At 65.0% G+C, this 22,123-nt stretch carries 20 protein-coding genes and 1 pseudogene; 10 read left to right on the plus strand and 11 right to left on the minus strand.

Features of this window, described 5'->3' with window-relative positions; translation table 11 throughout:
- From sdhD to E1J61_RS36315, 3 genes are all read left to right on the plus strand, one after another.
- Positions 1-325 (plus strand): succinate dehydrogenase, hydrophobic membrane anchor protein (gene sdhD, locus E1J61_RS36305; RefSeq protein WP_133098526.1); only part of this gene is annotated, 325 nt, incomplete at its 5' end.
- A 3-nt stretch (positions 326-328) separates the two neighbouring features.
- On the plus strand, positions 329-2,107 hold the full coding sequence (gene sdhA, locus E1J61_RS36310) for a succinate dehydrogenase flavoprotein subunit (protein WP_133098577.1): 1,779 nt from the start codon (positions 329-331) through the stop codon (positions 2,105-2,107).
- Positions 2,108-2,141: 34 nt separating this feature from the next.
- Positions 2,142-2,843 (plus strand): succinate dehydrogenase iron-sulfur subunit, encoded by a 702-nt coding sequence (locus E1J61_RS36315; RefSeq protein WP_133098578.1) that lies wholly within the window; start codon positions 2,142-2,144, stop codon positions 2,841-2,843.
- A gap of 136 nt (positions 2,844-2,979) precedes the next feature.
- Here the strand turns inward: E1J61_RS36315 and E1J61_RS36320 are convergent, their stop codons facing one another.
- Positions 2,980-3,720 (minus strand): FadR/GntR family transcriptional regulator, encoded by a 741-nt coding sequence (locus E1J61_RS36320; protein ID WP_133098579.1) that lies wholly within the window; start codon positions 3,718-3,720, stop codon positions 2,980-2,982.
- Between the two features lie 267 nt (positions 3,721-3,987).
- Between E1J61_RS36320 and uxuA the strand changes: the two genes are divergently transcribed.
- Together uxuA and E1J61_RS36330 are read left to right on the plus strand one after the other, a co-directional pair.
- Entirely contained in the window at positions 3,988-5,028 is a 1,041-nt protein-coding gene (gene uxuA, locus E1J61_RS36325) for a mannonate dehydratase (RefSeq protein WP_133098580.1), read from the plus strand.
- Between the two features lie 47 nt (positions 5,029-5,075).
- Positions 5,076-6,095 (plus strand): tripartite tricarboxylate transporter substrate binding protein, encoded by a 1,020-nt coding sequence (locus E1J61_RS36330; RefSeq protein WP_133098581.1) that lies wholly within the window; start codon positions 5,076-5,078, stop codon positions 6,093-6,095.
- A 196-nt stretch (positions 6,096-6,291) separates the two neighbouring features.
- On the opposite strand, the gene E1J61_RS36335 is transcribed toward E1J61_RS36330, so the two are convergent.
- The 3 genes from E1J61_RS36335 to E1J61_RS38575 all read right to left on the minus strand — a co-directional run bounded on the left by E1J61_RS36335 (position 6,292) and on the right by E1J61_RS38575 (position 9,315).
- A complete protein-coding gene (locus tag E1J61_RS36335) occupies positions 6,292-7,083 on the minus strand; it encodes a transcriptional regulator (RefSeq protein ID WP_243737120.1) in 792 nt (263 codons plus the stop codon).
- Between the two features lie 781 nt (positions 7,084-7,864).
- Positions 7,865-8,986: a hypothetical protein gene (locus tag E1J61_RS36340; RefSeq protein ID WP_133098583.1), complete on the minus strand. Its 1,122-nt coding sequence runs from the start codon at positions 8,984-8,986 to the stop codon at positions 7,865-7,867.
- A 170-nt stretch (positions 8,987-9,156) separates the two neighbouring features.
- Positions 9,157-9,315: a hypothetical protein gene (locus tag E1J61_RS38575; RefSeq protein ID WP_243737121.1), complete on the minus strand. Its 159-nt coding sequence runs from the start codon at positions 9,313-9,315 to the stop codon at positions 9,157-9,159.
- Positions 9,316-9,407: 92 nt separating this feature from the next.
- Here E1J61_RS38575 and E1J61_RS36350 point away from each other — a divergent pair.
- The 3 genes and pseudogenes from E1J61_RS36350 to E1J61_RS36360 form a co-directional block, all read left to right on the plus strand.
- Positions 9,408-10,133, plus strand: a pseudogene (locus E1J61_RS36350) (UTP--glucose-1-phosphate uridylyltransferase); the annotation flags it as partial.
- 11 nt (positions 10,134-10,144) lie between these two features.
- The gene (locus E1J61_RS36355; RefSeq protein WP_133098584.1) at positions 10,145-10,498 is read left to right on the plus strand and encodes a hypothetical protein; all 354 of its coding nucleotides are present in this window, start codon (positions 10,145-10,147) and stop codon (positions 10,496-10,498) included.
- A 33-nt stretch (positions 10,499-10,531) separates the two neighbouring features.
- Complete coding sequence (locus tag E1J61_RS36360; protein WP_133098585.1) at positions 10,532-11,347, plus strand: undecaprenyl-diphosphate phosphatase; 816 nt, start codon at positions 10,532-10,534, stop codon at positions 11,345-11,347.
- An 88-nt stretch (positions 11,348-11,435) separates the two neighbouring features.
- On the opposite strand, the gene E1J61_RS36365 is transcribed toward E1J61_RS36360, so the two are convergent.
- Complete coding sequence (locus E1J61_RS36365; protein WP_243737122.1) at positions 11,436-12,530, minus strand: hypothetical protein; 1,095 nt, start codon at positions 12,528-12,530, stop codon at positions 11,436-11,438.
- On the opposite strand from E1J61_RS36365, the gene E1J61_RS38580 reads away from it, so the two are divergent.
- Together E1J61_RS38580 and E1J61_RS36370 are read left to right on the plus strand one after the other, a co-directional pair.
- Positions 12,529-12,798, plus strand: coding sequence for a hypothetical protein (locus E1J61_RS38580; protein WP_243737123.1), 270 nt, complete (start codon positions 12,529-12,531; stop codon positions 12,796-12,798). The genes E1J61_RS36365 and E1J61_RS38580 overlap by 2 nt on opposite strands.
- Before the next feature lie 738 nt (positions 12,799-13,536).
- Positions 13,537-14,139: a peptidase gene (locus E1J61_RS36370; RefSeq protein ID WP_243737124.1), complete on the plus strand. Its 603-nt coding sequence runs from the start codon at positions 13,537-13,539 to the stop codon at positions 14,137-14,139.
- Positions 14,140-14,171: 32 nt separating this feature from the next.
- Here E1J61_RS36370 and E1J61_RS36375 read toward each other — a convergent pair whose 3' ends face one another.
- The 6 genes from E1J61_RS36375 to E1J61_RS36400 all read right to left on the minus strand — a co-directional run bounded on the left by E1J61_RS36375 (position 14,172) and on the right by E1J61_RS36400 (position 22,019).
- Positions 14,172-16,409, minus strand: a complete 2,238-nt coding sequence (locus tag E1J61_RS36375) for a penicillin-binding protein 1A (protein ID WP_133098604.1) — start codon at positions 16,407-16,409, stop codon at positions 14,172-14,174.
- Between the two features lie 409 nt (positions 16,410-16,818).
- Complete coding sequence (locus E1J61_RS36380) at positions 16,819-17,859, minus strand: AraC family transcriptional regulator (protein ID WP_133098605.1); 1,041 nt, start codon at positions 17,857-17,859, stop codon at positions 16,819-16,821.
- A gap of 156 nt (positions 17,860-18,015) precedes the next feature.
- The gene (locus E1J61_RS36385) at positions 18,016-18,351 is read right to left on the minus strand and encodes a hypothetical protein (protein ID WP_133098587.1); all 336 of its coding nucleotides are present in this window, start codon (positions 18,349-18,351) and stop codon (positions 18,016-18,018) included.
- 100 nt (positions 18,352-18,451) lie between these two features.
- Positions 18,452-19,696 (minus strand): NADH-quinone oxidoreductase subunit F, encoded by a 1,245-nt coding sequence (locus E1J61_RS36390; protein ID WP_133098588.1) that lies wholly within the window; start codon positions 19,694-19,696, stop codon positions 18,452-18,454.
- A 19-nt stretch (positions 19,697-19,715) separates the two neighbouring features.
- Positions 19,716-21,365: an FAD-binding protein gene (locus tag E1J61_RS36395; protein WP_133098589.1), complete on the minus strand. Its 1,650-nt coding sequence runs from the start codon at positions 21,363-21,365 to the stop codon at positions 19,716-19,718.
- A 15-nt stretch (positions 21,366-21,380) separates the two neighbouring features.
- Positions 21,381-22,019, minus strand: coding sequence for a 2Fe-2S iron-sulfur cluster-binding protein (locus E1J61_RS36400; RefSeq protein WP_133098590.1), 639 nt, complete (start codon positions 22,017-22,019; stop codon positions 21,381-21,383).
- Positions 22,020-22,123 lie beyond the last annotated feature (104 nt).

Raw genomic sequence — 22,123 nt, forward strand, 5'->3', positions numbered from 1 at the left:
CGCCCATTACGGCCTGAAAGACTGGCTCGCGCAACGCGTCACGGCCGTGATCATGGTGGTGTTCACCGTGGTGCTGGCCATTGCCTTCCTGCTGTCGAACGGCGCTTCGTACGAAGCGTGGGCAGGGCTCTTCGCCAACCAGTGGATGAAGATCATCACGTTCCTGACCATCCTGTCGCTGCTGTATCACGCCTGGATCGGCGTGCGCGACATCTGGATGGACTATGTGAAGCCGATGGCGGTGCGCCTGGTGCTGCAAGTTCTTACGATTCTGTGGCTCGTCGGTTGCGCGGGCTACGCTGCTCAGATTCTCTGGAGGGTGTAATAAATGGTCGCAGTCAAGACTGGATTGCCGCGTCGCCGCTTTGACGTGGTCATCGTCGGTGCTGGCGGCGCCGGGATGCGCGCATCCCTCCAGCTCGCGGAAGCCGGCCTGAACGTGGCCGTGCTGTCCAAGGTGTTCCCGACCCGCTCGCACACCGTGGCGGCGCAGGGCGGCATCGGTGCTTCGCTGGGCAACATGAGCGAAGACAACTGGCACTATCACTTCTACGACACCATCAAGGGCTCGGACTGGCTGGGCGACCAGGATGCGATCGAGTTCATGTGCCGGGAAGCGCCGAAGGTCGTGTACGAACTCGAGCACTTCGGCATGCCGTTCGACCGCAACCCGGACGGCACGATTTACCAGCGCCCGTTCGGCGGCCATACCGCCAACTACGGCGAGAAGCCGGTGCAGCGCGCCTGCGCCGCGGCGGACCGTACCGGCCACGCGCTGCTGCATACGCTGTACCAGCGCAACGTGCGCGCCAAGACCCACTTCTTCGTCGAGTGGATGGCGCTGGACCTGATCCGCGACCAGGACGGCGACGTGCTGGGCGTGACCGCGCTGGAAATGGAAACCGGCGAGGTCTACATCCTCGAGGCCAAGACCACGCTGTTCGCGACCGGCGGTGCCGGCCGTATCTACGCTGCGTCGACCAACGCCTTCATCAACACCGGTGACGGCCTGGGCATGGCCGCACGCGCGGGCGTGCCGCTGGAAGACATGGAGTTCTGGCAGTTCCACCCGACCGGCGTGGCCGGCGCGGGCGTGCTGATCACCGAAGGCGTGCGTGGCGAAGGCGGGATCCTGCGCAACAAGGACGGCGAGCGTTTCATGGAACGCTATGCGCCGACGCTGAAGGACCTGGCGCCGCGCGACTTCGTCTCGCGCTCGATGGACCAGGAAATCAAGGAAGGCCGCGGCTGCGGCCCGAACGGCGACTACGTGCTGCTCGACCTGACCCACGTCGGCGCCGAGACCATCATGAAGCGCCTGCCGTCGATCCGCGAAATCGGCATGAAGTTCGCCAACGTCGACGCGATCAAGGAACCGATCCCGGTGGTCCCGACCATCCACTACCAGATGGGCGGCATCCCGACGAACTACCACGGCCAGGTCGTGGTGCCGAAGAATGGCAGCCCGAACGAAGTGCTGAATGGTTTCTACGCGATCGGCGAATGCTCGTGCGTGTCGGTGCACGGCGCCAACCGCCTGGGCACCAACTCGCTGCTCGACCTGGTGGTGTTCGGCCGTGCCGCCGGCAACCACATCATCGCGCAGAACCTGAAGCAGAAGGAACACAAGCCGCTGCCAGCCGACGCCGCTGACCTCGCGATGTCGCGCCTGGCCAAGCTGCAGGCCACGTCGTCGGGCGAATACACCCAGGACGTCGCCAACGACATCCGCCGCAACATGCAGTCGCATGCCGGCGTGTTCCGCACCCAGAAGCTGATGGACGAAGGCGTCGAGCGCATCCTGGAAGTGGCCGAGCGCGCCGACAACATCCACCTGAAGGACAAGTCCAAGGTCTTCAACACCGCGCTGGTGGAGGCCCTGGAAGTGGCCAACCTGGTGGAAGTGGCCAAGGCCACCATGATCTCGGCGGCCGCCCGCAAGGAATCGCGCGGCGCCCACGCGCACAGCGACTTCCCCAACCGCGACGACCAGAACTGGCTCAAGCACACGCTGTTCTACAGCGAAGGCAACCGCCTCGACTACAAGCCGGTGAAGATGGAACCGCTGACGGTGGAAAGCGTGCCGCCGAAGGCCCGTACCTTCTGAGCACCGCATCGTAGAGACAACAGGACCCACAGAAATGAAGCGTATTTTCGAAGTCTACCGCTACGATCCGGACAAGGATGCGGCGCCGCGCATGCAGACCTACGAGGTCGAGCTCGACGGCCACGAGCGCATGCTGCTGGACGCGCTGGTCAAGCTCAAGAAGCTGGACGAGACCATCTCGTTCCGCCGTTCGTGCCGCGAAGGCGTGTGCGGCTCGGACGCGATGAACATCAACGGCAAGAACGGCCTGGCCTGCCTGACCAATATGCGCGAGCTGCCGGACCGCATCGTGCTGCGTCCGCTGCCCGGGCTGCCGGTGGTGCGCGACCTGATCGTCGACATGACGCAGTTCTTCAAGCAGTACAACTCGATCAAGCCGTTCCTGATCAACGACGAGCCGCCGCCCGAGAAAGAGCGCCTGCAGTCGCCGGAAGAGCGCGACGAGCTGGACGGCCTGTACGAGTGCATCCTGTGCGCCAGCTGCTCGACGTCGTGCCCGTCGTTCTGGTGGAACCCGGACAAGTTCGTCGGCCCGGCCGGCCTGCTGCAGGCTTACCGCTTCATCGCGGACAGCCGCGACCAGGCCACCAATGAGCGCCTGGACAACCTGAACGACCCGTACCGCCTGTTCCGCTGCCACAGCATCATGAACTGCGTCGACGTGTGCCCGAAGGGTCTGAATCCGACCAAGGCCATCGGCAAGATCAAGGAACTGATGGTCCGCCGCGCGGTGTGACGCGTCGCGACGCCGGTCAGTGCGGTTGGTTCGCCTTGCCCTGAGGTGACTTTCCGCGCGACCGGCGGCTTTTACACCCTCCGCTCCTGGAGCGGCCCGGCGTGGAAAAGCCGAACTACGCCCAACGGGCTATCTGTCAACGCCACGCCTGGGTGAACTCGCTGATCACCCTCTCCAGGTGGTTGCGCATTGCCGCCCGCGCCGCCATCGCGTCGCGGGCCATCACCGCCGCGAAGATCCGCTGATGGTCTTCCTGCGATGCCTCCCGTAGCCCGGTGGTATGGAAGTGTTCCTCGATCTTGCTCCACAGCGGATCGCTGCGCCCGCTATCCCACAGTGCGGCGACCATATGCAGCAGGACCCGGTTGCCGGTCGATTCGGCAAGGCACAGGTGGAACTGGCGGTCCGCCGCCTCGTTGGCCTGCTTGTCGTCCATGTGCTCGCGCATCAGGCTCAGGGCCGAGAACATGCGGTCGAGGTCGCTGTCCTTGCGCTCGCTGGCCGCCAGGCCGGCGACTTCCGCCTCGATCAGCGCCCGGGCGCGCAGCGATTCGATAGGCCCCGGCCGCCACGGCATCTCAAACGGCTCGGGACCGGGCGCGGGCGCTCCTGCGCAGACGTAGATTCCGGAGCCGCCGCGCACTTCGACCAGCCCCTGGACCTCCAGCGCGATGATTGCCTCGCGCACCAGGGTACGGCTGACGCTGAACCGCTCGGCCAGGGTGCGTTCGGACGGCAGCCGCATGCCGGCGGAGAACTCTCCGGATGCGATCAGTGCCTGCACCTGGCCGGCCAGGCTCAGGTACGACCGGTCGCTGGCCGCTGGCGGGTTCTCGACTGACGGACGGGTTGCAGGATCGCTGGTGGAATGTCGCATCGCAGGTAAGGCGGCGGCTGCCCAATGTCATCACCGGTTGACCAATCGCCACAAAAACGCGGCATGGCCGGGCAGTGCCTGATGCATCCCATGGTAAACCATGACGGCAAAATTGGGCAACCTGTTCATAATTGGTGAACCAAATAAACCAATCCGGTACACCAATGCTGCGTGGCCTCCGGGCCATGCCACGCGCCGGTTCGCACCACAGGTCGGGGTTTTTCCGCCCTGTTCTGCAGCAACAGAGTCGCCCCAAGGAAGCCCCCCATGAAGATGTCGTTCCGCTGGTTTGGCCCGTCCGACCCGATTCCTCTCGAATACATCCGGCAGATCCCGGGCATGACCCACATCGTCTCGGCCATCTACGACGAACCCGTCGGCGAGGTATGGCCACTGGACAAGATCCTGGCGCTCAAGTCCACCATCGAGGCGGCGGGGCTGCAGTTCAAGGTCGTGGAATCGGTTCCGGTCCATGAGGACATCAAGCTTGGCAAGCCGACGCGCGAGCGGCTGATCGCGAACTACCAGCAGAACATCAGGAACCTGGCCGCCGCGGGCATCGAAGTCATCTGCTACAACTTCATGCCGGTATTCGACTGGACCCGTACGGAACTGGCGAAAAAGCTCGATGACGGCTCGACCTGCCTCGCCTTCAGCACGCGGGAGGTCGAACAGGTTGACGTCAGCCAGGGCATCGCCCTGCCCGGCTGGGATTCCAGCTACGAGCCAGGTGAGCTGCAGTCGCTGCTGGCTGAATACCGCGGCATCGACGAAGCCAGGCTCTGGGAGCATCTGGAGCATTTCCTGCACGCGATCATTCCCGTGGCGCAGGAGTGCGGGATCAAGATGGCCATTCATCCGGACGATCCGCCGCGCCCCATTTTCGGGCTGCCGCGCATCGTCAAGGACCGCGACGACCTGGCACGCATCCTCGGGATCGTCGACACGCCGGCAAACGGCCTGACGCTGTGCTCGGGCTCGCTTGGCGCCGGCCCGCAGAACAACGTCGAGGCGCTGGTGCGCGAGTTCGGCGGCATGGGCCGCATCCACTTCGCCCATATTCGCAACGTCAAGATCACGCCGGAAGGCGACTTCGAGGAAACCGCCCACCTGTCGAGCTGCGGCTCGCTGGATATCGCCGCGATCGTCAAGGCGTACCACGACGTCGGCTTCCAGGGCTATTTCCGCCCCGACCACGGCCGCATGATCTGGGGCGAGACGGGCAAGCCGGGATACGGCCTCTATGACCGGGCACTCGGCGCGGTCTATATCAACGGGATGTGGGAAGCGATGGAAAAGACGGCCTGAAGCGCCGTGGGGCTGCGGCCCTGTCAAAACATAATCGGAGACCTGTCATGACAATCACCAAGAAATCGCCCGTGAATTCGCGCCGTTCCGCGTTGATCCTGGGCGTCGCTGCGCTCGGCCTTGGCGCGCTGGCGACGACGGCCGCCTGGGCACAGACCACCTGGCCGACCAAGCCGGTGACACTGCTGGTCGGCTTCCCGCCCGGCGGCCAGACCGACTTCGCGGGACGTGCGCTGCTTAACGGCCTGCAGAGTTCGCTCGGCCAGCCGTTTGTCATCGACAACAAGGCCGGTGTGAATGGCAATATCGCCTCCATTGAGGTCATGCGCGCGGCGCCGGACGGGAATAAGCTGCTGGTAGGCAACGGCTCGATGACGATCATGCCGCACGTCTACACCAAGCTCGGCATCGTCGACCCGCAGAAGCTGACGCCGATCGGCGTGATGCTGCAGTCGCCGCTGGTCCTGGTCGTGCCCGCCAGTTCGCCCATCAAGACGTACGCGCAGTTTGTCGAGGAGGTAAAGGCGCGGGACAAGTCCGGCAAGACCATCGACTATGGCTCGGGCGGCACCGGCGCATTGCCGCATGTCACGATGGAGCTGCTGCGCGAGCGCATGGGCGGCCCCAAAATGAACCACGTGCCTTACAAGGGCAGCAGCCCGGCGATGGTCGACCTGATGGCCGGGCGCCTGGATGCGATGTTCGATGCAACCTCGGTCGTCGCGCCCTTCATCAAGTCGGGCCAGCTGCGGCCGCTGATGGTCACCGGACCCAAGCGCGTGGCCATGATCCCGGATGTACCGACGGCCACCGAGAGCGGCATCAAGGACTTCACCATCATCTCGTTCATCGGCCTGTACGGGCCGCCGGGCCTGAGCCCCGACATCGTCAAGAAGGCCAACGGCGCGTTGAATACGGCGCTGAAGGACCCTGCCGTCGTCAAGAGCATCGTCGACCGCGGCGACGAGCCCGGCGGCGGCACGCCCGAGCAGCTCGCAACGCTGACCCGCACCCACTACAAGATGTGGGGCGAGGTGGTGAAGGCCAACAACATCACGGCTGATTGAGGCCGTGCAGGCCGGCGCATGCCGGCCTGCCGCCAGCGCCGCGTCGCCCGACTGCGTTCCACCCTCCACGCAAAAAAAAAGACACCGCGCTAACGGTGCCTTCAATGGGAAATACAATGAATGAAGATTGCGAATTGTCTCAAGTATTTTGACTCGGGAAAATTGAAAGTTTTTTACATCAGTTTTTTGGGTGGCACTAGACGAGGGATTCGCAATTTCCCGCTCGCGCGGGTTCATTAGCCGGAAACATTGGCCGGACACGTTCCACCGGACGACTACCACCCGCTTCGGCAGGCAGCCTCCTCGTCTCGCAGCGCTCCGGCAGGCGCTCCGCCCTGGCCGGCGCTCCATCGTCGACGGCATCGAGCTCGGCGCAGTGCTTGAAGTCGCTCTCCGCCAGCCGCATGCCCAGAAACTTTCCGAACGCATCGAGTTGAACCTGCGACGTCATCCCGGCGCTACCGCCGATTGCCGGGCAGATGATCCACGTCGTCCCGTCCTTGGTGAAGAGGCGCAGGCGCCTGACCTGGTCTGCCGGCTGGAGTGCATGCTCCTCGCTGGCGAGCCCGCCTAGCGAGAAGGCTTCGATGTATTCGTCGGCATGGCGATGGCTCAGGCAAATGACGACCTTCGGGCGCCAGCGGGCGCGTGTCTTTGCGAGAAACCGGAAACGTTCGCCATGCCGGCACAGATCCAGGTAGCGCGACTGCGGGATCAGTTCAGGCTGGCCCCGGAACGCCTTGGACCACGTCGTTCGTCCGTCGACATGGGCAGGCAGCGGAAACAGGCTGAGCCGGAACTCTGCGCCCCTCGGCGAGTAGAGATGGCGCCGGTAGTATTGCTCCCAGTCGTTGTCCCCGAGCCGGACGCGCATCGCCTCGGCCCGCGCGGCCGCCATGATGCGCGCCATGCACTGATGGCCGAACCACTTGCCCATGTCTTCCCGGTACTGGTGGCGGAACACGGCGTCCCAGGCCGGCGGTGCCATACGCGGCTGTAGCGGTGCGACGAGTGGCTCGGAGCAGGCTGGGCTTCTGTCGCATATCCAGACCGGAGCCTTCGGATTTCCGCCTTCCATCCCAACGTAGGAGGCAAAATAACGATCCAGGTCCGGACGCGCGAATACCTTTGAATGCTGCATACTATCCCTTGCTGCTTGGTGGGACCCCCGACAGACAATGCCGCGGCATGCCGCGGCCTCTGTGGCGCGCGTGCTGCCGTGGTCTTTCGCAAATCGTTATTGGCAGGTACGGTGCGAGGAATTCAGTGTGCCGCCGCATGCGACATCCTCGCGCCGACCGGGTCTTTTCAAATGCCCGGATCTGCTTGTTTTAATGATGGTTCAGGCTGGAACCCGCCTCCGATGCCCACCTGACACAAAATCCGGTCAGGCGGGGCGCCGAACGCAGTCGCGGGTTCGAGGAAATACGGTGAGCCCACGTCATCCTGTAACACAGGATTATTCCCATCCTTGTTTGAACTTCTGCCATGGAGGAAAAACGCCTTCCCTGGCATCGCACGCTTGGCGATGATTTACGCCGAAGATAAAAATGATATTTATCTGAACGCGCGCCCGGCGACTTTAGCAAAACTGAATAGAGCTATATAGATTTTTTCGATTGAATTAATTCTAACCCAGCCTCACCCATTTAGGAATTTCAATCTTCTAAGGTCTGACATAAGTGATTTGCTGCGATGCAATATTCCTGGGATTGCGTTTTCTATCCCCTCACCCGAGGGGATAGAAAACCGTGACCTGCTTCACAAACTCAGAACCCGGAGAAACGAATGCCGATCGAGCCGTAGCCGTAGTAGCGATCCAGCTTGCCCGCGGTCGTCGCGTTATAGAGGAACGGGATGGTGCCGACGAAGTTGTACAGCGACGCCTGGCCGCGCAGGAACACTTCCACGTTCTTCACCACCGCATACGAGAGCTCCAGGCCCAGCGTGTGGTTGGAGCGGATTGGCGAATTACCGTAGCTTTGCGTGCGGCTGTCGACATTGCTGCGCAGCAGGTATTGGAACTGGTATCCGAGCCGCGCCGCGAAGCGCTCGTATTTCCAGCGCCATGACCCGCCCAGGTTCAGATAGCCGGCTGTATAGTTGAAATCATCGTTGAAGTTCAGCCCGAACTGGCTGGCGTCGACCGAGAACGACGCCGACTGCAGGGTAACGTTGCCCACGTTGCATGGCGCGGCCAGCTGGCCATTGGCGAGATTGTCGGAGCCGATAGCGACATTGAAGTTGCAGTTGCCTCGCTGCAGGCGGGTATTGATGCTGCCGATCGACACGCGGCTGATGCCGAGGCCGATGAAGCCGGTGAGCTGGTTGCGCTCGGTCAGCTCGCCGGAGAAGATGACGTCGGCCTGCGCCTGGACGTCATTGGCGTTAGTCACGGTGAGGCTGTTGAACGTCGTATTGCGGACCATCACCGGCGACGAGCGGTTCAGGCTGCCGGAGTGGTCTCCCCATAGCGAGAAACGCAGCATGATGCGATCGCGAGCACCGGCCTCGGCGAGCGGGTCGTAGTGCATCGCCAGCATCCAGGTATCGATCTGGTTGTGGTCTTGCCCGTAATCGATGCCACGGCGCCAGTAGGTGGCCGACCCCGACCAGTGCGGCGAGAACTTGTAGCCGAGCATCAGCTTGCCGCCGCGATAGTCGCCGGCGTTGTCCGACACCGGTCCTTGCCGCCCGCGCAGGTTGAAGACATCGACAGTGCGATCGACCATGTCGTAGCTGGCCTCCACCCGCACCGAGGTGAACTCCCCGGTGGCGGGCTCGGCCTGCATGAACACATCGTCGGGCGCGGCACTGGCCGTGCCCACGCACGACAGGCCCAGCATCAGGGCGCAGGCGTGGTCCAGCCGGCGCTTGCGAATCAGCTGCATAGAAGACTCCGAGGCCACTGGGCGAGCCTCATGCGTCGCGCGCTCCTGCGAGATGCCCGACACAGACACAAAAAAGCCCGGTCACCCGCGGCGCGGCCTTGAGACACGCGTTCGGATGACCGGGCGGCCTGGCCTTCCCCATCCGGGCGGAAGGCACCGCTACGCGCCGGTCACGGGTTCAGCGTCACCGTGGTCTTGAGGCCGTCACCGACCACCATCTCGGCGTCGGTCTTCACCAATGCCGTCTTGGCGAATTCCACGTCGCCGTTGACCAGCATGCCCACCTTCACATCCCTGCCCTGGGCACCGGTGGTTGTGGCAAACGTCACGGGGAACGTGCTGGTGGCAGTTGGCGTGAGAGCGTCAACCTGCGCCTGGCTCAGCGCGCCGGCAGACCTGAGCTTGCCGAGGAACACCGTGAACGGCAGGTTCCAAGCGCGCCATCGAGGACCATTTCGACAAGGCGTTCGAACTGGAGGTGGAACTCGAGGCCAAGAACAAGCGGGCACTGCTGGACGTAGTGCGCTCGATCAAGCCGGCCAACGTGGAGTGCTACTACGTGCGCCAGTCCGAGGCGCTTGGACTGGGCCATGCGGTACTGTGCGCGGCCAAGCTGGTTGGCAACACGCCGTTCGCGATCATGCTGGCCGATGACCTGATCGACGGCAACCCGCCAGTGATGAAACAGATGGTGGATGCCTACAACCACTACAACTGCTCGGTGCTCGGGGTCGAAGAGATCTTGCCCGAGCAGAGCCGCTCCTACGGCGTGGTCGAAGGCCGTGAATGGGGCGAAGGCGTGATCAAGGTATCGGGCATCGTCGAGAAGCCCGCGCCGGAAGAGGCCCCTTCGAATCTGGGCGTGGTCGGCCGCTACATCCTGACGCCGCGCATCTTCGACCACCTGCGCGCACTGAAGCCCGGCGCCGGCGGCGAGTTCCAGCTGACCGATGCGATCCAGTCGCTGCTGAGCCAAGAACAGGTGCTGGCCTACCGTTACCAGGGCACGCGCTACGACTGCGGCAGCAAGTTGGGCTACCTGAAGGCGACGGTCGATTATGCGCTCAAGCACCATGAAACCGGCGCAGAGTTCCGCAGCTACCTGGAGCGGCGTGGCTGCCTTTACTCTGACAGCGTGATTGCCTAGAAGCAGACGCGATGATCCTCGCTCCGCCCGAGCATACTGGAAACACCCGGATGTCTGCACAAAGCGAAATTGCCAAGGCGCTCAGGCAGTGGCTCACTCATCAGTCCTGGTACAGCGCACACCCTGTCGATGAGGGCAGGTTCTACCGCGCGATGGCTGAGGTCATTGCCCACGCGGGAACGGTCTGGACCGACTCCGAGTTCGCCGAAGCCATCTACGATGTGATCGGCAGGAACCCGAAGGCAGCGCTCGAAGAATACGTCCACGCGTACACCAGCATCGCGATGCGCATCCGGGACTACGAGACGGTTCGGCCTGATCCATTGTTTGCTTACGGCGGCGGTGGCTCATATGCCCGCTTGTAATCTCAGCAACGCAACCAGAGAGGCAGCAGCCACATGATTGACTGGATCCACGTGGGCAAGGCGTTCTTTCTCGGCATTCTCGAGGGCTTGACGGAATTCCTGCCCGTATCGAGCACCGGGCACCTGATTCTGGTCGGAGACTGGATCGACTTTGCGTCCAGCGAGGCGCGCGTGTTCGACGTGGTGATCCAGCTCGGCGCCATCCTGGCCGTGTGCTGGCTGTACCGTGCCAAAATCACGCACCTGTGCGAGGGCGTGGTCCGAAGGGATCCGGAGGCGCTGCGCTTTGCCACGGCGGTGCTGGTCGCCTTCCTGCCTGCAGCGGTCATCGGCGCACTGCTCATCGGGCCCATCAAGCACCGGCTCTTCCATCCCCCTGTCGTCGCGGCTGCGTTGATCGTGGGCGGCCTGGTCATTCTCTGGGTGGAGCGGCGCAGGGCAGTGCCTCGCATTCACACCATCGAAGATTTCGGCTGGAAGCAAGCCATCGGCATCGGCTTCGCACAGTGCGTGGCCATGATCCCCGGCACGTCCCGCTCGGGCGCCACCATCATCGGAGGCATGCTGTCGGGCGTGTCGCGGCAAGCCGCCACCGAGTTCTCGTTCTTTCTCGCCATCCCCACCATGCTGGGCGCCGCCAGCTACGACGCCATGCGGCACTACCATTTGCTCAGCATGGCAGACCTCTGGGCCATTGCCGCCGGCTTTACCGCGGCGTTCATCTCGGCGCTGTTTGTCGTCAATGCGATGATCCGCCTTGTCGCGCGACATTCGCTGCAGGCATTTGCCTGGTATCGCATCGCACTCGGCCTGCTGATTGCGGTCATGACCGCTGTCCCATCGCTTTGAGCCTGGTCTGGGCCCGCAATATGGCAAGCCGCGCCTACGTGGCCGGGCAATTCGATGCCCGGCCACGGGACGCGCCTGATCCAGCCAGCTACTTGGCGCAGGCGAGGTTGACGGCCAGTCCGCCCCAGTCGGTGGCCTGGTTGGTGTCCACCTGGACCTGCAGCTTGTCGTTGTGGAGAACGGTTCCGGCGGCCACCTCCCGGGTGCAGTTCTGCAGGCCGTTGGTCACCTTGCAACTCAGGCTGCCAACCTCCGACAGGCTCGCTGTAACGCCCGCCCCCGTCACCTTGTACACCGAGATGTCCAGCGATCCCTGCACCTTGCCAAGCGTGCTGGCAGTGAGCGTGACGCGGGTGCAGTCATATGGAATCACGACACCGAAGTCTGACGGCCGTGGCACCGCACCGCCGGCGCCGGTCATGACGTAATGGCCGCGGGTAAGCGTGTCCGGTACGTTGAAATTGCCGTTGTACACAGTCGACGTCGTCATCGTCACGCCGGTGGTCGGCCACTTGCCGTCCTGCTTCGGCCCGTACATCGTCGAAGTCGAGGTATCGAAATAGAAATCGCCATCGGCGCCGATGCTGTCGGTCGGCGCACCGCTGCCGTACAGGATGTGGCCGCCATTGCCGACCGTGCCGCCACCGGTACCGCCCGTGCCGCCGGTCCCGCCGCTGCCTGACTGCCCCACCAGCGACACCCCCGCCGGCCACTGGTCGTTGGCCTTGGGCCCGTACAGCGTCCAGGTGTTGGTATCGAGATAGAAATCGCCATTGTTGCCGACGCTGTTGTCCGGAGCCCCCGCGCCGGTCAGCACGGTGCCGCCGCCGGGGCCCGACGATCCGGTGCCGCCACCCAGCGGAACACCCGGCGGCCAGGTGCCGTCCGCCTTCGGCCCGAACAGGGTCGAGGTCGAAGTGTTGATGTAGTAGTCGCCATTGTTGCCGACGCCGTCAGTCGGATCGGTGGAGCCGGACAGGATGGTATTGCCCGCCAGGCCCGTATTGCCACCGGTGCCGGTGTTGCCCTGGGCGCCGCTCCCGCCCGCCGGCCCTGCGATCGACACCCCCGCCGGCCACGCGCCGTTTGCCTTGGGCCCGAACAGCATCCAGGTCGCGGTATTCAGGTAATAGTCCCCGTCCTTGCCGATTTCGGGCCCGGGGTCAGTGGTACCGGACAGCATGGCGCTGCCCGCGTCGGCTGGCGCTGGCGCGTTCGTGGACGTGGACGGCCCGGTGTTGCCCGTCGTTGTCGCGGCGGAATCGGTGCTGGCGGGGGCCGAGTCGCCCCCGCCTCCTCCGCAACCGGCCACCGTGAAAATCAGACAGGCAAACGGTACCGCTGCGAGCCTCATGTGGATGCGTTTCATGAATACCCCCTTTTTCCCGGCTTTTTTTAGCTACATTGAGATCCGATCGCTTGCGCTGACGCCAACGATGCGTTCAATCTAGCTGGCGGAATTGGAAAGAAAAATCGCTCCTATGGACGAGCGCCGGGTACGCGCCAGGAGCGTCTGCAGCGTCCGGTCGCCGTGCATCGGACCGGGTCGGAGGCGGTTGCCGGAGCGCACGATGGCCATTGCATGCGGCCGGTCGACGGGCCTCGCGGATTCCCACAAAGCCTTTACGTACAAGGCTTTTCGGGTCATCGAGGCCACTATCGCGAGTTCGGGCACAGGTTGCGTGCACACGCTGTCTACCCCGCGAAAGCGGGAGCTTTATTCCGCCCGGGACCGCGCATTGGCAAGCCAAGGACAGACTCCCCCGAAAGGATGTTCGGAAAATGAAACGTGGGTGTCATCAACACACCGGCCGCCCCGGCCTGCGGCAAGGATTTCGGCTTGTTCTGCCCACTTGTCCTCGCGGTTTGGCGGCACTGGCCCGGCGTGCATGATCCAGGCGATGTTTCAAAGCCGAATCAGCCTCGAAGTCCCCTGTCTGAACGATGGGAACGGGTGTCCTAGTGCACTACGCTTGCATGAAACTGCCACACCACTGAAACCGGGGGGAATCATGGGTGAGTGGAACCCGTGCGGGCCGCACGAGCCTGCCGAGCTTCTATTGTGCGAGGCGCCTGAACCAGTTGGAACACCGACGCCAAGGTCGACCCAGAAGCGGCCCAAGGCGTCACGTGTCGCGCCACCCTGGACAACACCCATTGTGTGGCCCGGCAGTTCCCAGTGCGACGCCATGGCCGGCCCCCGCGAGCCGCCCGCGGGCAGGGAACGTCTGACGGGCGCGGATGATCCGCTGCTGGGCTGCCTGTTGCTGCTCAACCGGGTATGGCAGCGGCCAATACCGAAGGGCGTCCTGAAAGGGCTGCCACACCGCTTCACGTTGCCGCAGCTAGGCGACGCGGCGGCGCACGCGGGCTTGTCGACGCGGCTCGCGGAGATGGAGTTGGACACGATCCCTGACCGCGTACTACCGGTAATCCTGCTGCTACACAAGCGCAGACCGTGCGTACTGCTGGAGCGCCGCGAGCACGGACGGCTGCTGGTCGCGCTGCCGGGTTGGGGCGGTGGTGAACAGGAGGTTAGTCGGGATGAGTTGCTGGCCCAGTACAGCCGGTACGCCATCCTGGTACAGCCTTTATCGCAGGCAGAAGGGCGGGCAGAAGCGCAGGCAGAAGCGCAGGCAGATATGGAGCCAGCGCAGCCGGGCCGTTCGACCGGTACCGCGACGCGCCCATCCTGGCGCCACCATTGGGACCGGCTGGCTGCCTCTGCGCACAAGGTGTTCCGGTCGCGGCGCAGGCGGCGTGCGGACGAGGCTGCCGTCGTTGGCAGTTAGCCATGCCGGAAAGCGATTGGCGCCAAGCCTCTTCAGTCGCCCCAGAACAGGAAGCGCCGATGCTGCGGCGTATGGACCGTATGGGCCGTATGGGCCGTATGGACTTTACGAGACGCCCGGGTCTCGGGACTGAAGCGCGCCTCCGGGTCGACCACTCGTGCGCGCAGCGCCATGTCGTAGAACGCGCCCACCATCGGCAGGGCGCTGCGCGCGCCCTGCCCCCAGTAGTCGCCGAGCGTCACACGTCCATCATCGAAGCCCACCCAGGCTCCCGCGACCAGTTGGGGATGCATCAGGATGAACCAGCCGTCGGCATTGTCCTGCGTCGTGCCCGTCTTGCCCGCCACGTCGGCGCGAATGCCGAAGCGCGTCCGGATCTGCGCTCCGGTGCCCCGGACCACGACGTCGCGCATCACGTCGACGAGTGTTTGCGCTGCGCCTGCGGGTAGTGCCTGCTCCGGCGATGCGCTCTTAAATTCGGCGAGCACCTTGCCCTCGTGATCCTCGATGCGGGTGACCATGCGCGGCTCGACATAGGCGCCGCGGTTGGCAATCGTGCTGTAAGCCGAGACCATTTCCTTGAGCGTGACCGGGCTCGTGCCCAGCGCGAGCGACGGTACCCGTTCGAGCGCGCTTTCTCGCACACCCATCGCGTGCGCAAGGCGCGCGACCTTCTCGGGCCGCGTCTCCTGCATGAGTTGCGCCGTGACGCGATTACGCGAGTACACCAGCGCGTCGCGCAGCGTGACCGGCCGGCCAGTTGGCGGCTCCGCATCGGAAGGCCGCCACATCGCCTGCCCGCGCAGTGGAATGGCAACGCTGCGGTCTACGAGCGTATCGTCCGGGCGGGCTCCATCCGCGAACGCCGCTCCGTAGACGAAGGGCTTGAACGTAGACCCGGGCTGGCGCCGGGCCTGCTGCACGTGATCGAACGGCGCGTCAGTGAAATCACGACTACCGACCCATGCCTTGATATCGCCGTTGCGCGGATCGATCGCGATGAATCCCGCCTGGACCTGGGTCTTGCTTCGGCAGAGGTCACGGACAAGCGCCGGGTTCCTGCCTAGCCTCCTGAGCGCCATCTCATCCGACCGACCCGCATCGCGTGCGGTGCGGTATTCCGGCGTTTGCCGCATGAACGTCCGGAACAGGTCGTTGTCCGGCCCACAGCCCCGGCGTTCGCTCCAGGCCTCGTTCGCAATCCATTGCAGCTGGCTGGCCTGCCAGTCCACCGCCTGCAACGCCATGGCCTGCAGCCGGAAATCTATGGTCGTGCGCACGACCAGTCCGTCGGCGTAGATGTTGTAGCCATTGCGCTCGGCCCATGCGATCAGCCATTTGCGCAACTGCACGGAAAAGTGCGGTGCTGCGCTTCTCGGCGCGGGCTGCACCGCGAAATTGACCCTGAGCGGTTGCCGGCTCAGCCAGATATGGGCATTGGGTCTGAGCTTCCCGTGCTTGCTCATCTGCCCAAGCACAGTGTTTCGCCGCTGCACGGCGCGCGACGGATTCAACACGGGGTTGTAAGTGCTGTTGGCCTTCAGCATGCCGACAAGTGTCGCGCCTTCGAGGATATCGAGCTGTTGGGCCGATTTGCCGAAGTAGGTGCGCGCCGCCATTTCCACGCCGTAGGCGTTGTACAGGAACGGCACATTGTTCAGGTACGTCTCGAGGACCTGGTCCTTGCTGTACACGGCTTCGATCTTGAGCGCCGTTATCGCCTCCCTGACTTTGCGCGCGAGGGTCGGCGCGCGGCCAACCTGGTCGGGGTACAGGTTGCGCGCGAGCTGCTGCGTGATCGTCGAACCGCCCTGGCGTTCGCCGGACAACGTATGCAGCGCAGCCGCCGCCATGCGCAGCCAGTCAATGCCGTGATGCTCGTAGAACCGGTGATCCTCGGTTGCGATCAATGCGTCCAGCACGTACGGCGAGATCTGCCTGAGCGACACCCACTCGCGATTGACCGGCTTGAACTCGTCGAGCACCCTGCCATCGGCGGACACGATGATCGCCGGGCGGTCGATGCGAGCTTTCCGAATGTCGCCGAGACTTGGTGTAAACGGCACGAGCGCGAGCACGTACAGCAGCGACAGCGCAGGCACTGCGGCAAGGGTCAGCAAGATGCCTCGTCGCGTCGGGCGGCGAAGGCGGCGCAGTGCGCCGCTGAAGGCGCGCCTGGCTGTCAGGATGCTGGCAACGGCCAAGGGTCGGATGCGGATGAGCCACCGTGCGCAGAAATCTCGAAACAACGATACAGGGCGGCGATTCACGACGGCGGGAAGCTTGGCGGAAAGAGCGGGATCGTACCAAAGCACCGGAACCCGTCTGTTGCCAAATGCCCGCGTAAATCGCGGCACTTACATTCGATTACATCTGTTTCATTTGGACGGAGTTACCGGCATTTCCCACGAAGATTGCCTGTCGGACAAAGCCGGATAGCCTTGCGACAGGGGAGCGGTTAAATTGGGCCGCTCGATCGGGCATCTTCATGGGAGGCATAGGCATGCAAGACATTCTCATCCTGACCGTCGGCACTCTATTGCTCGCAGCCCTCCTCTTCCCTGGCCGCAAAAGCCGGCGAGGCAAGTAGACAAGCTCGCGCACACGGAACTCGTGCCGGCAGCGGCCAGGTCGCCGCCGGCAGCCGGAACGTCGCATCTGGCATGGCTTCCCGCGGTGCTAGGTGTTGGCTTGCAGGGAACCGGCCGGCCGGCGCATTGCGCCCCGCGCCGCCCTGCTCTCCTTGGGACTGCAGCCAAATTGCGCGTGATACCAGCGCGAGAATCCGCTTGGCGCGGAGAAACCGAGCAGGGTCGCCACCTCGGTCAACGGGCGATCGCTCTCCAGGACATGGCGCGCGGCGAGTTCCGTGCGGATGTCATTGACGATCGACGAAAAGCTCTGCCCTTCTTCCGCCAGCCGGCGCTGGACCGTGCGGCACACCACGCCCAGGTGGTCCGCCACCTGCTCGATGGTGCAGCGCCCGCCGGGCAGCAGCAACGGGATGATGCGCCGCACGTCATCGAGCATGGTCACTTGCCGGGAAATGGCAAAGGCATCCACCAGCTGTTGCGCGTAGCGCGCCATGGCGGGATCGGCGGAGGGATTGCGGGCGTCGAGATCGGCCTTCGTGCAGATAATGCAGTTGAATTCATGGTCGAATTCGATGCAAGGTCCGAAAAACCGCTGGTGCGTACCGAGGTCGCGTGGCGCGGGATGTTCGAAGCAGACGCGCCGCGGTTCCCAGTCCGGTCCCAGCAGCTGCCGGATCAATCGCACGATGACCCCGAGTGCGAGCTCCGCCCTTTGGCGCGTGGGCTGATGGGCGTTGCCGGCGATGACCGCCTCGCGGATGATCACCAGCCCGTCGCATTCCTCGACCGCCAGCGAGAGCGCACTGTTGAGCAGGGTCTGATAGCGCATCAGGACGCGCAGCGAGTCGCGCAGGGTCGCCTGGTCGCGGATCAGCAATCCTACCGGCCCGAGGTTGGACAGCAGGCGCGACTCGGCCATGCACAGGCCGAAACTTTCATTGCCCGACAGGGTCGCGGACGCCTGCAGCAGCCGCCCGACGCGCTCGCCCGGGATCATCAGGTCCGGCTCGCGCAGGACGCTCGGGCTCAGGCCCGCGTCAAGGAGCATCCGCACCGGATCCAGCCCGGCAGCCAGGGCGACCTCGCTGTAGTTGGTGAGGGCCGCAGCGCGGACAAGAGACGACATGGCAGGGCCGAGTGAAACAGTGACAGGGAATGATAAAAGCCTGTCATCCACTGTCAAGCGGGAGAAACCCGTGGCGTCCGGCCTCCGGCGGCGATTATCCGGCGGCGATTGCTGCCGGGATCACCAGCAGATGGCGGACGCCTGCCGCGGCGCCTTTCAGCGCCCCATGCGGCGGTCATAGCTGCGGGAAACGCGCTCGATCAGGCCTGGATCGCGCGTGCTCGCGGCATTGAACTCCACCCGCACGCTGCCGTCGCCTTGCTGGCGGACAGTGGCCGTGACGGTATCGCCATCTTTGCTGCCGACGACCGTGCCGGCCATCGCGTCCTGATTGGCGATCACCAGGCCCTGGTCGCGCATGGCATCCGCGGCCGCATAGAACGAACGATCGTAGCTGGCCGGCGCGCCCGCCGTGGGTGGATAGCCATAGTACGTGCAGCCCGCCAGCGACAGCATGGCAGCGGCAATCAGGGCAATGCGCGTGGGCTTCATGGTGGTACGCTCCTCTTCCAGTGGTGGCCGTGGCCAGGGGGCCGGCGCGCCCAGGGCCTCGCGAAGCACCGGACGTCTGCTTCGTGCCTGCTTCGTGCGGCTATGCCATCAGAAGCGCCTCATATTCTTCCCGGAACTGGTCGAGGGAGCTGTCTACCACCGTCACGGCGCCGTCGATCAGGCCGCAGCGCCCGCTGCCGGGAAGGATGCGGCACAGGTTTTCCAGCGCTTCCACGTCGGCGCGCACGCCGCGGCCGGTATCGATCCGGTTGAGCAGGCGCATCAGCTGGAAGGTGCCGCCCTTGCATGGCGGGCACTGGCCGCACGAACCCTGGGCGAAGAAGCTCACGTACTCGGCCACCTTGCGGACGATGCTGGTGCCTTCCGACACCACGATCATCGCGCCGGTCCCCAGCCGCGAGCGCCGCTGCCGCACGGAATCGAAGTCCAGTGCCACGTCGAGGTCGCGCTTCGTCAGCAGGGTATTGGAAGGCCCGCCCGTGAAGACCGCCTTGAATTCCTTGCCCTGGAGCATGCCGCCGCCATGCCCGAACACCAGCGTCTCCAGGCTCGTGCCCATCGGCAGCTCATACAGCCCGGGCCGCAACACGTCGCCCGACAATGAATACAGCTTGGTGCCGGCGGCGTTGCCGATGCCGAGACTGCGATACCACTGCGCCCCGTGGCGCATGATGCCGGGCACGTGGGCCAGCGTCTCGGTGTTGTTGACGACGGTGGGCGCGCCATGCACGCCGTGCTGGGCCGGGAAAGGCGGCTTGCGGCGCGGGAACGGGAACCCGCCCTCGACGCTTGCGATCACCGCGGTTTCCTCGCCGCCGATGTACAAGCCGGAGCTCGGCACGACGCCGAGCGATACCGGCCCGCCTACCAGTTGCGCCAGCTCGGCGAACTGCGCGTGCGCCTGCCACTGCCGCACGGCCTGGCGCGTCATGTCCAGCGCAAGCGGCTGGTGCGGATTGACGTACAGCACGACATGGTTGGCACGGGTGGCGGCCGCGGCGATCAATGCGCCCTCGATCACCTGGTGCGGCGTATGCTCCAGCAGGAACCGGTCCTTGAACGTCCCCGGCTCGTCTTCATTGCCATTGCAGATGATGTATTTGTCGCCATCCGGGGCCGCTGCCACCGGTGCCCATTTGCGATGCGTGGCGAAGCCGGCGCCGCCCATGCCGCGCAGGTCCGCCTGTTCGATTTCGGCGATGATCGTGGCCGGATCGCGCAGCGCCCTGGCCAGCCCCTCTCCGCCGCCCCGCGCAAGCCAGCGCTCCAGGTCCGCACCGACGCGGATTTCCTTGTTGAGGAGTACCTGATTCAGGGGTTCCATCGCGCGCTCCGTCGATCGCTCACCGCGTGCCGCCGACCGTGCGGCCCCGTACGCCGGCGCCCAATCCGGCATCGACACGCAGGTCGAAATGCGCGTAGCCGGGGAACAGCTGCGGTGCCTTGACATGCAGCGGCAGCCCGGCGACCGTCAGTTCCCGCTGCCACGCATGCACGTGGCCGATGCCGGCGCGCACGGCCATCGCGCCGCGCCCTGCCTGTGCCGCGCTAACTCCGGCACGCCGGCCCATGCTCAGGATGTCGAGCAGCGCGTTGCCCATCAGCCGGTTGCGCCCGTGGATGCCGCCCGTGACCTCGCCCACGCAGTAAAGTCCCGGCACGCTGGTCGCGCCGTCCTTGTCGATGGCAACGCCACCATTCTGGTAATGCAGGGTCGGATAGACCAGGAAAGGCTCCTGCGCCGCGTCCTGCCCGCACTTGTGCGCGAGATGGCGCAGCGTGACCAGGCGCTTGGCCAGGATGCCGGGGTTCTCCATTTCCAGCGTCGGCGTGTCGAGGAAGACCCCGACCTGCCCGCCCCGCTCGATGCCGCGGCCCTGCGCGCATTCGCGCAGGATCGCGGAGGCCACAATGTCGCGCGGCTTGAGCTCATCGACGAAGCGCTCGCCCTCGCCGTTGATCAGCCGTGCGCCGGCCGAGCGCGCCGCTTCCGAGATCAGGCCGCCCGCCAGGTGCGGCGGGTAGGCGATGCCGGTGGGGTGGTACTGGAACGAATCGAGCTCGCGCAGCCGCGCGCCGAGCCGATAGGCAAGCACCAGGCCGTCCGCGGTCGCGCCGTAGTGATTGGACGTGGGGAAGCTGTTCAGGTGCAGCCGCCCCGCCCCGCCGGTGGCGAGAATCACGGCACGCGCGCGCACCAGCATGAAGGTGCGCCATTCGAGGTTGTAGATCACGGCGCCGGCACAGCGGCCGCGCTCGTCGGACAGCAGCTCGACCGCGGGGCAGCGGTTCCACACTGCAACCCCGGGCTCCAGGTCCACCGCCTCGCGCAGCACGCGCATCATCTCCAGCCCGGTGTAGTCCCGATAGGACAGGATGCGCGCGGCCGACGCCCCGCCCGGCTTCTTGCGCAGCAGGTTGCCGCCAAAGGGCCGGTCTTCTTCCTGGTCGAACATCATGCCCAGCCGGATCAGCCAGCGGATCACGTCGGGCCCGTCCATCACCATCTGCGCGACAAGCTCGGGCTCGCCGCGGAAATGCCCCGCGCGCAGGGTGTCCTCGAAGTGAAGCTGGGGACTGTCATCCTCGCCGATGGCCGCCTGGATGCCGCCCTCGGCCATCACGGTATTGCTGTCGCCAAGACGCAGCTTGGTGGCAAGGATCACCTGCGCGCCCTGCCCGGCGGCGGTCAGTGCCGCCGCGCAGCCGCCCCCGCCGCCGCCGATGATCAGCACATCGGTGGAGACCAGCTGCGCACCGGCGATGTCGACATCGTCGATCAGCGCGTTAGCCTGCAGGCAGCGCGCGAGATCCGGCTGGCAGGGTTCGCCGCGGTTCACGCCGACGGCCAGTGCGACGCGCGCATTGGGCCCGTGGTCAGGGTGATAGGCCTTGAGCAGGGCGTCAACGTTGGTCTCGTCGCTGCGCATCGGCGCGGCCACACCGGGCCGGTAGCGCCGGCGCGCTTCGTCGTAGGGGATGCCGGTCGGCATGGTCGTGTGCCTCCGTCAGCGCGGCGGCTGTGCGCCGGGCGCGTCGAAGTCGATCGTCATCGCCCCGCTTTCGATCTGCTGCAGGCGCAGCATCAGGTTGGCGGGCCGCAGTGTCTGCGCCGCGATCATGCGCCGCACGAACAGGCCGAGATGATTGGGGCGGATGTGTTCCGGGCAGGCCAGCGTGCAGAGGTTGCACATGACGCATTCGTCGAAGACCTGGCTGGCAGCGGTGAGCTTGCCTTCGACGGCGAGCTGCACCCCCTGCTGGACCTCGAGTTGCTTCGGGCAGGCGCGGTCGCATCCGCTGCAGTGGCGGCAATGCGCGGCCTCGGGGAAGGTGGTGGCGATCGTCCGCAGTGCATCCCAGCTCTCGCCGATCTCTTCCATGCGGTAGACGTGCCGCTCCGTCGCCGTAAAGTAGTCCAGGAACGCGACCTGCATGCCGTCTTCGACGAGCGTCTCGCACGCCAGCGCCGTGCGCACGTCCTGCTCGCCGCTGCGCCGCACCATGACCCGGCACGAGCCGCACACGCCCTGGCCCATGCATCCCACGCCTTCGACCAGCGTTTCCCCCGCGTGCAGGAAGGCCTGCAGGATGGAGCAGTTCGCCGGTGCTTCGATCTGCCGCCCTTCGATGCTCAGACGTACCATCGCATGCCCCGTGGAATCGGCGGCGCCCACTTCACACTGGCGCCAGGGTCGAAAAGGTCATATAAAACCATAGCACACCGAAGGTCTTTGCCTAAGGGAGCCGT

It is taken from the genome of Cupriavidus sp. L7L (assembly GCF_004353535.1).
Taxonomy (GTDB): Bacteria; Pseudomonadota; Gammaproteobacteria; order Burkholderiales; family Burkholderiaceae; genus Cupriavidus; species Cupriavidus oxalaticus_A.

Bases quoted from the DNA above. Each gene is read 5' to 3' on its own strand.
- sdhA (WP_133098577.1), top strand. From the start codon at position 329: ATGGTCGCAGTCAAGACTGGATTGCCGCGTCGCCGCTTTGACGTGGTC.
- E1J61_RS36315 (WP_133098578.1), top strand. From the start codon at position 2,142: ATGAAGCGTATTTTCGAAGTCTACCGCTACGATCCGGACAAGGATGCG.
- E1J61_RS36320 (WP_133098579.1), bottom strand. From the start codon at position 3,720: ATGCGACATTCCACCAGCGATCCTGCAACCCGTCCGTCAGTCGAGAAC.
- uxuA (WP_133098580.1), top strand. From the start codon at position 3,988: ATGAAGATGTCGTTCCGCTGGTTTGGCCCGTCCGACCCGATTCCTCTC.
- E1J61_RS36330 (WP_133098581.1), top strand. From the start codon at position 5,076: ATGACAATCACCAAGAAATCGCCCGTGAATTCGCGCCGTTCCGCGTTG.
- E1J61_RS36335 (WP_243737120.1), bottom strand. From the start codon at position 7,083: ATGGCACCGCCGGCCTGGGACGCCGTGTTCCGCCACCAGTACCGGGAA.
- E1J61_RS36340 (WP_133098583.1), bottom strand. From the start codon at position 8,986: ATGCAGCTGATTCGCAAGCGCCGGCTGGACCACGCCTGCGCCCTGATG.
- E1J61_RS36355 (WP_133098584.1), top strand. From the start codon at position 10,145: ATGATCCTCGCTCCGCCCGAGCATACTGGAAACACCCGGATGTCTGCA.
- E1J61_RS36360 (WP_133098585.1), top strand. From the start codon at position 10,532: ATGATTGACTGGATCCACGTGGGCAAGGCGTTCTTTCTCGGCATTCTC.
- E1J61_RS38580 (WP_243737123.1), top strand. From the start codon at position 12,529: ATGGCGCTGCCCGCGTCGGCTGGCGCTGGCGCGTTCGTGGACGTGGAC.
- E1J61_RS36365 (WP_243737122.1), bottom strand. From the start codon at position 12,530: ATGCTGTCCGGTACCACTGACCCCGGGCCCGAAATCGGCAAGGACGGG.
- E1J61_RS36370 (WP_243737124.1), top strand. From the start codon at position 13,537: ATGGCCGGCCCCCGCGAGCCGCCCGCGGGCAGGGAACGTCTGACGGGC.
- E1J61_RS36380 (WP_133098605.1), bottom strand. From the start codon at position 17,859: ATGTCGTCTCTTGTCCGCGCTGCGGCCCTCACCAACTACAGCGAGGTC.
- E1J61_RS36385 (WP_133098587.1), bottom strand. From the start codon at position 18,351: ATGAAGCCCACGCGCATTGCCCTGATTGCCGCTGCCATGCTGTCGCTG.
- E1J61_RS36390 (WP_133098588.1), bottom strand. From the start codon at position 19,696: ATGGAACCCCTGAATCAGGTACTCCTCAACAAGGAAATCCGCGTCGGT.
- E1J61_RS36395 (WP_133098589.1), bottom strand. From the start codon at position 21,365: ATGCCGACCGGCATCCCCTACGACGAAGCGCGCCGGCGCTACCGGCCC.
- E1J61_RS36400 (WP_133098590.1), bottom strand. From the start codon at position 22,019: ATGGTACGTCTGAGCATCGAAGGGCGGCAGATCGAAGCACCGGCGAAC.